Source organism: Clostridium chromiireducens (assembly GCF_003575225.1).
Taxonomy (GTDB): domain Bacteria; phylum Bacillota; class Clostridia; order Clostridiales; family Clostridiaceae; genus Clostridium; species Clostridium chromiireducens.
Map to the genome: position 1 here is coordinate 482,252 of NZ_QXDJ01000002.1, position 11,504 is coordinate 493,755.

Annotated in this window: 11 protein-coding genes and 1 other annotated feature (1 of these 12 cut by a window edge); of the genes, 10 read left to right on the top strand and 1 reads right to left on the bottom strand. The window is 31.0% G+C overall.

All coding sequences use genetic code 11. The features are described from left to right. Positions 1 to 9 precede the first annotated feature (9 nt). Positions 10 to 975: an N-acetylmuramoyl-L-alanine amidase family protein gene (locus D2A34_RS07495; protein ID WP_119366213.1), complete on the bottom strand. Its 966-nt coding sequence runs from the start codon at positions 973 to 975 to the stop codon at positions 10 to 12. Between the two features lie 343 nt (positions 976 to 1,318). Between D2A34_RS07495 and D2A34_RS07500 the strand changes: the two genes are divergently transcribed. The 10 genes from D2A34_RS07500 to D2A34_RS07545 all read left to right on the top strand — a co-directional run bounded on the left by D2A34_RS07500 (position 1,319) and on the right by D2A34_RS07545 (position 11,406). Next, entirely contained in the window at positions 1,319 to 1,957 is a 639-nt protein-coding gene (locus tag D2A34_RS07500; protein ID WP_119366214.1) for a hypothetical protein, read from the top strand. 62 nt (positions 1,958 to 2,019) lie between these two features. Continuing rightward, a complete protein-coding gene (locus tag D2A34_RS07505) occupies positions 2,020 to 3,321 on the top strand; it encodes a hypothetical protein (protein WP_119366215.1) in 1,302 nt (433 codons plus the stop codon). Positions 3,322 to 3,413: 92 nt separating this feature from the next. Then, positions 3,414 to 4,397, top strand: coding sequence for an N-acetylmuramoyl-L-alanine amidase family protein (locus tag D2A34_RS07510; RefSeq protein WP_119366216.1), 984 nt, complete (start codon positions 3,414 to 3,416; stop codon positions 4,395 to 4,397). 292 nt (positions 4,398 to 4,689) lie between these two features. Continuing rightward, a complete protein-coding gene (locus D2A34_RS07515; RefSeq protein WP_119366217.1) occupies positions 4,690 to 5,934 on the top strand; it encodes a replication-associated recombination protein A in 1,245 nt (414 codons plus the stop codon). 120 nt (positions 5,935 to 6,054) lie between these two features. After that, on the top strand, positions 6,055 to 6,507 hold the full coding sequence (locus D2A34_RS07520) for an RrF2 family transcriptional regulator (protein WP_119366218.1): 453 nt from the start codon (positions 6,055 to 6,057) through the stop codon (positions 6,505 to 6,507). 2 nt (positions 6,508 to 6,509) lie between these two features. Further along, positions 6,510 to 7,691, top strand: coding sequence for a cysteine desulfurase NifS (nifS, locus tag D2A34_RS07525; protein WP_119366219.1), 1,182 nt, complete (start codon positions 6,510 to 6,512; stop codon positions 7,689 to 7,691). Position 7,692: 1 nt separating this feature from the next. Continuing rightward, positions 7,693 to 8,130 (top strand): Fe-S cluster assembly scaffold protein NifU, encoded by a 438-nt coding sequence (gene nifU, locus D2A34_RS07530; RefSeq protein ID WP_119366220.1) that lies wholly within the window; start codon positions 7,693 to 7,695, stop codon positions 8,128 to 8,130. Between the two features lie 11 nt (positions 8,131 to 8,141). Then, complete coding sequence (gene mnmA / locus D2A34_RS07535) at positions 8,142 to 9,218, top strand: tRNA 2-thiouridine(34) synthase MnmA (RefSeq protein WP_119366221.1); 1,077 nt, start codon at positions 8,142 to 8,144, stop codon at positions 9,216 to 9,218. Positions 9,219 to 9,896: 678 nt separating this feature from the next. Next, positions 9,897 to 10,397, top strand: a complete 501-nt coding sequence (locus D2A34_RS07540) for a PRC-barrel domain-containing protein (RefSeq protein ID WP_079439897.1) — start codon at positions 9,897 to 9,899, stop codon at positions 10,395 to 10,397. Next, on the top strand, positions 10,378 to 11,406 hold the full coding sequence (locus D2A34_RS07545; RefSeq protein WP_119366222.1) for an AI-2E family transporter: 1,029 nt from the start codon (positions 10,378 to 10,380) through the stop codon (positions 11,404 to 11,406). Before D2A34_RS07540 ends, D2A34_RS07545 begins: the two co-directional genes overlap by 20 nt. Positions 11,407 to 11,462: 56 nt before the next feature. Next, positions 11,463 to 11,504, top strand: a binding site (T-box leader) (it continues 137 nt past the right edge of the window).

Here is an 11,504-nt window from a genome sequence, read left to right on the forward strand (position 1 = left end):
AATTGTTTATTATTTTAATTCAACAAGAGCACCTTTTGATGGGTATGCAACGTATTTAGTACCATCTTCAGTGACATATATACTTCCGGAATATTTGCTATAAGATAAGCTTACAACTTTAACAGTAGTACCATCAACATCTATACCCCATTTTGACTTAAATGCAGAAGCTTTCATTGTATCTTCTTTAGCATTAGAAGTAGGTACTGTTACTAATCCAAGGCCAGGGACTGTAGCGCTGACACTGTCTTTTGCAATAGTAAATTCTTGGCCGGAGATTGAAGATAGCTGATCGTCATTAAGTTTACCTTTCACAATAACATCACCAGTAGTCCAAGTTCCATATAAACTTGAATAATCACCTGAACCAGAACCACCACCTGAACCTCCAGAGCCGCCTGATGAAACTGTATTTGCATCAGTAGCAGTAGCATCGGTAGTTGTTTGAGTCGCAGCAGGTGAAGCAGTCTTTTCTCCGCTTGCGGCAAATGTATAATTTACACCGTTAATTGTTATGTTTCCAGTTTTCATTGCCCCAGATTCACTTAAATAATAAGTTTTATTATTTATATCAACTAGTCCGGTTTTCATAGAACCTGATGTACTTAAATAGTACCAAGCACCATTATCAAGTAGCCATCCTGTCTTAAGGCTTCCTGATGGAGTTGTAAAATACCAAGTACCGTTATCGTTAATCCATCCAGTTTTCATTTCTCCAGATGAAGCAAGATAGTACCAAGTACCGTTATCATTAACCCATCCAGTTTTCATAGTGCCATTAGTATCAAATAAATACCATTTTCCATCGATTGATTTCCAGCCTGATATTAAATTATTTCCATCAGCATAGCTCCAACTACCGCTATCAGATTGTCTCCATGCCGCTGATGCTTTTGTTGGCAGTGCTATAGCAGTAGAAGCCATAAGTGTTACTGCTGCTAAGAATAGTAAGTTTTTTAATTTAAGTTTCTTCATTATTTACACTCCTTATAATACTCATATAGTTGTCCTAAAAATTCACAATAAAAAATTAATTTTTTTGTTTATGTATATTAGTGTGAAATTTTAAATAGGTATATATATAATTTACCATTTTAATTATTAAATTTCAAATTTTTATAAATGATGGCAGTAAATTATGATATAAAGGGTAAATTATAGGTTGAAAATGTAATAAATTTGGATTGAAAACTATTGTTATAATAGAATAAGGTGGAAATTATATTGAAATTAAGGAGTAAATACTATATTATAGAATATGTATAATATAATTATAAGTATAATGATAATTAAGATATTGAAAGGGGATAAAATAAAAATGAAAATTAGAAAATTATTATCAATGGGTGCTCTTAGCTTAGTAGTAGCTTGTTCTACATCTATTGGAGCTTTAGCAGCTGAAACACAAACAATTAGTAAATCAGACTTACTAATCAGTATGGTTGTAAATCAATACATTAACGGAACTAATCAAACAGGATTATTCGCAGGAATTAATAAAGATACAAAAATTGGTACAGTTGTAACTGCGGATTTCCTTGGAGATGTTAAAGATGAGTTTGGTAATTATAATGTAGTTGATAAAGCATTAACAAAATTTGATAAAGATAAAGAATTTACTATAGCTCAAATTTTACAAAAAGCTACTAAAGATGAAGTTACTTTCAATAAATATAAAAAAGATTTTATTGAAATAGCTACAAAAGTACAAGCTATGGATGCATTAACAGGTGAAGCAAGAAAAACTTCTGAAATGAAAGTTATTAATACAGTTAAGGCTTATGATAGCAATCTATCTGTAACTTTTGGTAAAGATGCTGAGGGAAGAACTACAGCAACAATAAAGAGATTTACAAAAACTATAATCCAACTTAATTATGAAGATGTTCAAAAGGTTATAGATAAAGTGAACAGTATAACTTGGAAGCAAATAGAGGCATATAAAAATCTTTATTAGAATATTTGACTAAATTATTATTCAAGTGAATTTCAGTTTCAGGAAGGAATTAATATACTAGCATGAATAAAACTAAAAAAAGTATCAGTATTATCATGGAGATATTATTAATATGCAGTATTATACTTGCAGTACTATCTATATTTCTTAGATATACTGCATTAAATAAGGATACTTATATAACTATACTTAATAAAAATAATACTTATGATCAAGTAAAAGAATCAATTTATGAAAAAATAGATGCTGTACTAAGTGCTAAAAATATTAATTATGACATCAAGGAATCGATAATAACAGAAGATGATATAAGAGAAGAAGCTGATACTATGATTTCTGGCTTAATTGATTATTTGAAAACAGGGGAAAACAATATTAAACCCTTAAATACAGAGTTATATAAACAAAGAGTTTCTGACATCTTACAATCTATATTTGGCAATTTAAAGGCAGACAAGAATTCAGTGTCCTATAATGATAATTATAGAGTCGAGAATGTTGCATATGAAGGATATAATTTTATATCTAATAATATGGTGGTTAAAAAAGAACAATCACAAGTTGCTGGAAAAGGCTCATTAAATGTAGAAAAGCTAATGTCTAAAGAAGAGGCAGAGGCTAAAGTAAGGGAAATCTTAAAACAGAAGGGTTTAACTGAAGAACAAGCCATAGAAAAGGCAAGAAAAAAAGGTATAACTGAAGAACAGGCCCTAAATATACTGGCAGGATATGGCATAACCATTGATGACGACTCTGAAGAAAACGGAGCGGCATCAGAAAGCGATAGTAATAACAGCAATGATTCATCATCAGCAAGTGATAATAATTCTATCCAAAATCCTGAGGGAGAATCTCATGATGATAAAACAAGAAGTGCTGATAATAAGACGCCAGTAACTAAAAGTGCTAAGAATCAGTTAAGTAATATAGAAAAAAAATTACAGAATGAAGCAGAAACAAATATTGATAAAGAAGTTGAAAAATTTAATGTAGATAAGATATTAGAATCAAGTAAAATTGGAGTAATAGCAAAGGTGACATCAGAAGTATATAAGCTATTTTGGGTATTTATGACCTTACCTATTATTCTTATGGTTACATTAATAAAGATAAACGGTAAAGCAGATGACTCAAGTTTTAGATACATAAGAAATGCATTCTTATTATCAGGACTAATATTAGTAGCGGTGCCTTTGGCTGCATATACGCTAAAGATTTCTGAAAGAATTAATATTGGCCAAGCTTACTTAATTAATACAATTTCTTATACAATAAATTATTTTTTACAGATCCTAATAATGTATGGATCTATAGTATTTGTTTTAGGATTATTTATGTTTCTGCCTAAGGTTGTGAAGCGTTAAATAGACAAAGGAATTGATATTGTTTTTATATAATATCAAGATTTAAATTTTAAGATAATAAAAGCAGTAGTATTAAGGAGGGTAATATAATAATGAAAAGTTTAAAATTAAGAAAAATAGTTGCAGCTACAGTAGCAGCAGTAACAATAGCGACTTTATCTCCAGTAGCAGCATCAGCAGAATGGAGACAAGATTCAAATGGATGGTGGAATACTGAAGGTAATTCATATTCTATTGGTTGGAGAAATGTAGAAAACATTTGGTACTATTTTGGTTCAGATGGATATATGAAGACAGGCTGGGTTAAAGATGGAAGTACATGGTACTATCTACAACCATCAGGAGCAATGAAAACAGGTTGGGTAAATGATGGAGGTACATGGTACTTTTTAGAAGGATCAGGAGCAATGAAGACAGGTTGGATAAATGATAATGGTGTATGGTATTTTGCCTCAGCATCAGGAGCTATGCAAACTGGAGTAATTCAAGTTGATGGAAAGGTATATTATTTGGCATCAAATGGAGCAATGCAAAAAGGAACTGTTACAATTGATGGAAAAGTTTATACTTTCGCTTTATCTGGGGAAGCAATAGGTGATAAAATACCAACTCCAAAACTTGCGTTTAAATCTTCAGGAGTTTCAGTAGAAATACCTACAGATACTGAAGAAACACCAGTAGTGAATCATGTTTCATCAGGCGGAGGCGGCGGAGGAAAGCCAACAACTGAAAACCTAATAAATAAGACTTATGCACAAGATGCTAAGATTCCAGCAATAACACCGGTTGATAACCATGATGGAACAGCAACTATAGAGCCTAAAATAGCGTTTAAATCAGAATTGGGCCAACCAGAGAAGACTGTAACAATAGGTACTGATACTTATGTTGTTAAAAAAGACATAACTGTAAGTCTTGATGATGGAACAGATGTTGGAATAACACAAACTGGATTAGCTCAATATAAAGTTGAAAAAGGAAGCAAGGGAACAGTAACAGCAGTTATATCGTTATTAAACACTAAAACTGGACAGTTATATTATGTTGAGTCAACATCAACACCGTTCCAAGCATAATTATCAATTTCATATTTTTAGAGAAATAATTTAAATATTAGTAATATTTCATAAAATAAGCGTGGAAGTTTATAAAAAAATATAATAATATTACTTATTTATTAATAGTTGTGAAGGAGCAGTTAGAATATTAAATTCTTTCTGCTTTTTTATTTTATTATATCTGCTATAATATAGTTTGTTGTAAAAACATCTTTTAATTAAGAAAAGTATTAGAAGGTATAGGTTTTTATATGTATGAGTTTTCATTAATTGACTATAATAATATAATGGCGCATAGAGGGGTGTAATAATGAGACCATTAGCAGATTTAATGAGGCCTAGTAAGTTGGAGGATTTTGTAGGACAGCAGCAAATATTAAGTGAGGGGAAGCCATTATATAACTTGATAAAAAGCAGGAATATATGTAATTGCATATTTTATGGCCCGCCAGGAACAGGCAAGACAACTTTAGCAAACATAATGGCTAATTATGTTGATAAAAAGTTTTATAAATTAAATGCCACAGTTGCGTCTGTAAAAGATATTCAAGACATAACTAATAATATGGATAATCTATTGAATTATAATGGAGTAGTTTTGTACATAGATGAGCTGCAGCATTTTAATAAGAAACAACAACAAGCATTATTGGAATTTATAGAAGATGGCAGAATAACTTTAATTGCAAGTACTACGGAAAATCCGTATTTTGTTATACATAAAGCCATAATAAGCAGATGTAATATATTTTCATTTAAGCCTCTAAATACAAATGATATTATTGTTGGATTAAAGAAATCTATAGAGAAATTAATAGCTGAAGGTATAGAAATAGAGTACTCAGAAGAATCCTTGATTTATATTGGAGAAATATCACAAGGTGATTATAGAAAAGCTTACAATATCTTAGAATTAGCGATAAACTCACAGGTTAGAAATGTCAGGGTAATATCAAGTGAATATATAGAAAGCTTAGGACAGTCTAGCATGAGAGCAGATTCAAGTGGAGATGAATTCTATAATCTGTTAAGTGCACTTCAAAAGAGCATTCGTGGAAGTGATCCAGATGCAGCAATTCATTACTTAGCTAGATTAATAAAGGGTGGAAACTTGACTGCTATTGTTAGAAGGATATCCGTTATAGCCGCAGAAGATATAGGATTAGCTTTTCCTAATGCGTTATCAGTTGTTAACTCGGGTATAGAGCTTGCTTTAAAAGTTGGATTTCCAGAAGCTCAGATAATTCTCTCAGAAATAGTTATATATTTAGCAACACTGCCTAAGTCTAATAGTGCTTGTTTAGCTATAATGCATGCAATGAGTGACTTGGAAAATATTAATTTTGGAGATGTTCCGATGCATTTAAAGGATGCTCATTACTCTGGTGCAGCAAACCTTGGGGTAGGTGGATATAAGTATCCTCATGATTATCCTAACAATTACGTGAGACAAAAGTATCTGCCAGAAGAACTAAGTGGGAAGATTTATTATAAAGAACAAAATAATAGATATGAAGAGAGTTTGAAGAAGTACTGGAAAGAAGTAAAAAAATAATAATTATCGTTTGACAAAAGCCGAGTATTTTGATAAGATATAAACAAAATTAATATATTTCTATATTATCAAAAAAGTTATGAAATATCAATTGTAAACAATGAAAAGGGGTGAAATGTAATGAAACTTTCGACAAAAGGAAGATATGGAGTTAGAGCTATGGTTGACTTAGCATCTAATTATGGTGGTGCCCCAGTTTCAATTAAAACTATATCAAAGAGAGAAAATCTTTCGGAGTATTATTTAGAACAATTATTTAGCCCACTTAGACGTGCTAATATGATAAGAAGTATTAGAGGTGCACAGGGTGGATATGTTTTATGTAAACCGCCAAAAGATATAACGGTTGGCGATATTATGACAATCTTAGAAGGTCCTATTGAAATCGCAGACTGTATAGATGGAGTAGAATGTGACAGCGCAGATTGCTGTGCGACTAAAGCCGTTTGGGAGAAGATTAAAAAAAGTATTGATGATGTTATGACTTCAATTACTTTACAAGATATCCTTGATGATTACGAAAATATAAAGAATAAGAAAAGCAGTATCAAGATAGCAGATAGGAGTGAATAATTATGAAAAATGTATATATGGACTATTCGGCTACAACATATGTTAAGCCTGAAGTATTAGAAGAAATGCTTCCTTATTTTACTGAAAAGTTTGGAAATCCATCTTCTTTTTATGGAATATCAAGAGAAACAAAAAGAGCTATAGATAAGGCAAGGGAGCAGATAGCAAATTCATTAAACTGCTTACCTGAGGAAGTATATTTTACTGGCGGTGGATCAGAAGCTGATAACTGGGCAATAAAAGGAATAGCATCAGCTCATAAAAATAAAGGAAATCATATAATAACAACTAAGATTGAACATCATGCAGTTCTTCATACTTGTCAATATTTAGAAAAGAATGGGTTTGATGTTACATATCTAGATGTAAATGAAGAAGGTTTCATCAGCTTAGAAGATTTGAAAAATGCTATAACAGATAAAACAATTTTAGTAAGCATTATGTTTGCTAACAATGAAATAGGAACAATTCAACCGATAAAAGAAATTGGAGAAATTTGTAGAGAAAAGAAAGTTTATTTCCATACAGATGCAGTTCAAGCGGTTGGAAATGTGCCAGTAGATGTTAAGGAATTAAATATTGATATGCTGTCACTAGCAGGACATAAAATTTATGGGCCAAAGGGAATAGGGGTTCTCTATATAAAGAAAGGAATTAAGATTGATAACTTAATTCATGGTGGAGGACAAGAAAGAAATAGAAGAGCTGGAACAGAAAATATTGCAGCTATAGTAGGATTAGGTAAAGCTGTTGAGCTTGCAAATGATCATTTAGAAGAACATATGGAAAGATTAACTGTATTAAGAGATAAGTTAATTGATGGGTTACTTGAAATTCCATATACTAGATTAAATGGACCAAGAGGAGATAAGAGATTACCTGGAAATGTTAATGTATGTTTTAGATTTATTGAAGGAGAATCGATATTATTATCTTTAGATTTTAAGGGTGTTTGTGCATCAAGTGGTAGTGCGTGTACATCAGGATCTTTAGATCCATCACATGTATTGCTTTCGATTGGACTTCCACATGAAATAGCTCATGGATCATTAAGACTTAGTATGGGTGAAGGTTCAACAGAAGAAGATGTAGATTATGTTCTTGAAGTTGTACCACCAATTATTGAAAGATTAAGAAATATGTCACCATTATGGGATGACTTTTTAAAGAAAGGGGATAATTAATATGATATATACAGAAAAAGTAATGGAACACTTCCAAAATCCAAGAAACGTTGGAGAAATAGAGGACGCAAATGGTGTAGGTGAAGTTGGAAACGCTAAGTGTGGAGATATAATGAAAATCTACTTAAAAGTAGAAGATAACATTATTAAAGATGTTAAATTTAAAACTTTTGGATGTGGATCTGCTATCGCATCTTCATCAATGGCTACTGAATTAATTAAAGGAAAGACTGTAGATGAAGCTTGGGGATTAACTAATAAAGCAGTTGCAGAAGCTTTAGATGGACTTCCACCTGTAAAAATGCACTGTTCAGTACTTGCTGAAGAAGCTATTCATAAAGCTATAAATGACTATAGAGCAAAGAACGGATTAGAAGTAATACCAATGGAAGAGCATAGTGATGAAGAATTACATGCTGCTGTACATGGAGAAGAGTAATAGGTGAAATTATGAAGAAAAAAGTTTTAGTAGGTATGAGTGGTGGTGTAGATAGTTCTGTTGCAGCATATTTATTAAAACAGCAGGGATATGAAGTCATCGGTGCTACGATGCAAATCTGGCAGCACGATGAGGAATTTGAAGAAAGGGAAGGGGGCTGCTGCTCCCTTTCTGCTGTTGATGATGCAAGAAGAGTGTGTGACAAACTTGATATACCTTTTTATGTTTTAAATTTTAGAGATTATTTCAAGGAAAAAGTTATTGATCCATTTGTCCAAGAGTACATAGATGGAAAGACACCAAACCCTTGCATTGAATGTAATAAACATTTAAAGTTCGATGAACTTTTAAGAAGAGCTAGGGGTATAGGTGCAGATTATGTAGCGACAGGTCATTATGCTAAAATAGAAAAGCGTGATGATAGATATCTTTTAATCAGATCTGATGATGATAGGAAAGATCAAACATATGCGTTATATAACTTTACACAAGATCAATTAGAACATACCTTAATGCCTTGTGGAGAATATGAAAAGACTAAAATTAGAGAAATAGCAAAAGAGATAGGACTCGCTGTTCATAACAAGAAAGATAGTGAGGAGATATGCTTTATTTCTGATAATAATCATGGTAAATATATATCAGAAGCTAAACCAGATAGAGTTAAACCAGGTAACTTTGTTGATAAGAATGGAAATGTTCTTGGTCAACATAAGGGTATTGTGTACTATACAATTGGACAAAGAAAAGGTCTTGGACTATCGCTTGGAAGACCAGTTTTTGTAACAAATATAAATGCTAAAACAAATGAAGTTGTTTTAGGAGCTGAAGATGATATATTTAAGACTGAATTAATTGCTACTGATGTTAATTTTATTTCTTTTGATAAACTTGAAACTGAAATGCAAGTTAAAGCAAAAATTAGATATTCTGCAAGACCAGCTGATGCTACTTTGACTCCATTACCAAATGGCAGAGTAAAAGTTACTTTTAAAGAAAAGCAAAGAGCAATAACTAAAGGACAGTCAGTTGTATTTTACGACGACGAAATAGTAGTTGGCGGCGGAATAATAGAATCTATAATTTAAAGTTACTTCTAAAAAACCGAAATGGAATATATGTGTTTGCTACGGTTCTTGGAAGATTTTGCTTAAGTGTTCTAAGATTATAAGTTGTACCCAAAGTGCTTGCTTCAAGGACTACGCCTTGAACAAGCACATTTGGAACAACTTATAATCTAGAATCACAAACAGCAAAATCTTCCTATGAACACTCCGCAAAAACATATATTCCATTTCTTTGTTTAGTGTAAATTTAAAATAAGTACATTTATTTAGGTGGATTTATATTTCGGCGGTCATTAATATCTCTGTTAATATACATTTGGAATTTTATGTATCAGATATTTATGCAATACTTAAAGAGAATGATATACAAAGAAATAGAATACATATATGTGGAGCAGGCATTGAAAAATGAGCTGCTGGTATATCTTAACGGGAAGTTGTTCCATTTTTGCTTGTCCAAAATAAATTTTGGAGCATGCAGAAATGGGCACAACTTCCCGTTTAGATATACCCAGGGAAATTTTTCATAGTCCTGAGGAACATATATGTATTCTATTTCGGTTGTTTAACCTCTCAATTTAAGTATTGAAGAATATCTTTATAGTTGTTACTTGGAATTAAGTAGTTATGAATAATTTTCCTTTTTGTCGGGAATTCTAGATGTAATGATATTTCTATTTTAGAATTTGGAGGGAAACTATGTTCAAGACTAGAGATTTTTATTTTAAGAAAGTTTATAATGTTCAAGGTAAAAAGATTGGTATAATAGATGACTTATATATTGATTTTTATATGGGTAAAATTGTAGGGTTTAAAGTATCTAATAGTCTCTTGTTTTCTAAAAAGAATTATGTAGATATGGAGGATGTTATAGATATAGGGGAAGATGTAATTATCAGCTCTATAAGGAAAGGCGAAGGATTAAACTTTAAGGAAATTAAGTATATAGAGGTAATTGATACATGGGGAAATGTAAAAGGTGTTTTGGAAGATATTATTATAGATATTAAGGATTATTCTATAAAAGCTATAGTAATAAGTTCAGGATTAGTAGATAAGATGATAAAAGGTAAACAAATTATACTTTTAGATAGATGTATACTAGGAGAAAGTTACATCCTATATACAGGAAACGAAGGAATTTTGTTTAAATCTATACCTCATAATATGGAGAATTATAATGTACGTAAAAAAGCATAAAAATCAGATTATACTTATACTAACACTAGTGTGTTTTTTCGCTATAATACTATCTTACCTTTACAGTGACCCAATAAGAACAACAATAAATATTATTATATTATCTTTTATTTTAGCATATACGTTAAGTCCTATAAGAGACTTATTTGAAACTAGGTTAAAAGTGAGCAGAAAATCAGCATCAATATTAGTGATTTTAATTATAATAGGAATAGTTGCAACCTGTGTTATAGTAATTGTACCAACATTATTTAATGAGATTGCTAACATAAGTAATGTTTTTGAGAATGTGAGCGATTTCTTGAAAGAAGCATTTGGGAAATTCAGCTTAAATAATAATATAACTACAAATGTGTTATACAACGAAGTATTAGAAGAAGCAAATTCTATTTGGATTAATTTTTCGGAAAATGCTGTAGATAGATTAATGAGCTTAGGTAATAATTTATTATCACTTTCAATAATACCCATTATGGTTTACTATTTTTTATGTGATGGAAATAAGATATACAACAAAATATTATTATTATTGCCAACTCAAAAACGAGGATTAACAAAAAAAATTTTAAGTGATATAGATAGAGTATTAACTAAATATATATCAAGTCAACTTTTGCTTTCAGGATTGATTGGAGCATTGACGTTTGTAATCTTACTAATGTTGAAGGTCAAGTTTCCGTTATGGATTTCAATTTTAAATGCAATATTAAATATTATCCCGTATTTTGGCCCAATATTCGGTGCAATACCAGCAATAATAGTTGCGCTTTTAGATTCACCTATAAAGGCCCTTTGGGTAACTCTTGGAATGTTCATAATTCAACAGCTGGAAGGGGATATACTATCTCCCAAGATGACTGGTGATAGTACTAATATGCATCCTTTTATGATAATAATATTGCTATTAATAGGTGATAAATTTGGCGGCTTCATAGGAATGGTTTTAGTAGTTCCTATAGCTGTTACAATAAAAGTTTTATATGACGATATTAATTACTACCTATTTTAATCGATAATATTGACAGAATTATCTATATGAAATATAATTTTGGTGAAATAATAAAATATTAAGCAATGAATAGGATGAGTAGATTTATTATAGCTATT

Excerpts from the sequence above, each read along its gene's own strand:
- D2A34_RS07515 (WP_119366217.1), top strand. The coding sequence starts at position 4,690 with ATGAGACCATTAGCAGATTTAATGAGGCCTAGTAAGTTGGAGGATTTT.
- D2A34_RS07505 (WP_119366215.1), top strand. The coding sequence starts at position 2,020 with ATGAATAAAACTAAAAAAAGTATCAGTATTATCATGGAGATATTATTA.
- D2A34_RS07520 (WP_119366218.1), top strand. The coding sequence starts at position 6,055 with ATGAAACTTTCGACAAAAGGAAGATATGGAGTTAGAGCTATGGTTGAC.
- D2A34_RS07510 (WP_119366216.1), top strand. The coding sequence starts at position 3,414 with ATGAAAAGTTTAAAATTAAGAAAAATAGTTGCAGCTACAGTAGCAGCA.
- D2A34_RS07500 (WP_119366214.1), top strand. The coding sequence starts at position 1,319 with ATGAAAATTAGAAAATTATTATCAATGGGTGCTCTTAGCTTAGTAGTA.
- nifS (WP_119366219.1), top strand. The coding sequence starts at position 6,510 with ATGAAAAATGTATATATGGACTATTCGGCTACAACATATGTTAAGCCT.
- mnmA (WP_119366221.1), top strand. The coding sequence starts at position 8,142 with ATGAAGAAAAAAGTTTTAGTAGGTATGAGTGGTGGTGTAGATAGTTCT.
- D2A34_RS07545 (WP_119366222.1), top strand. The coding sequence starts at position 10,378 with ATGTACGTAAAAAAGCATAAAAATCAGATTATACTTATACTAACACTA.
- nifU (WP_119366220.1), top strand. The coding sequence starts at position 7,693 with ATGATATATACAGAAAAAGTAATGGAACACTTCCAAAATCCAAGAAAC.
- D2A34_RS07540 (WP_079439897.1), top strand. The coding sequence starts at position 9,897 with ATGTTCAAGACTAGAGATTTTTATTTTAAGAAAGTTTATAATGTTCAA.
- D2A34_RS07495 (WP_119366213.1), bottom strand. The coding sequence starts at position 975 with ATGAAGAAACTTAAATTAAAAAACTTACTATTCTTAGCAGCAGTAACA.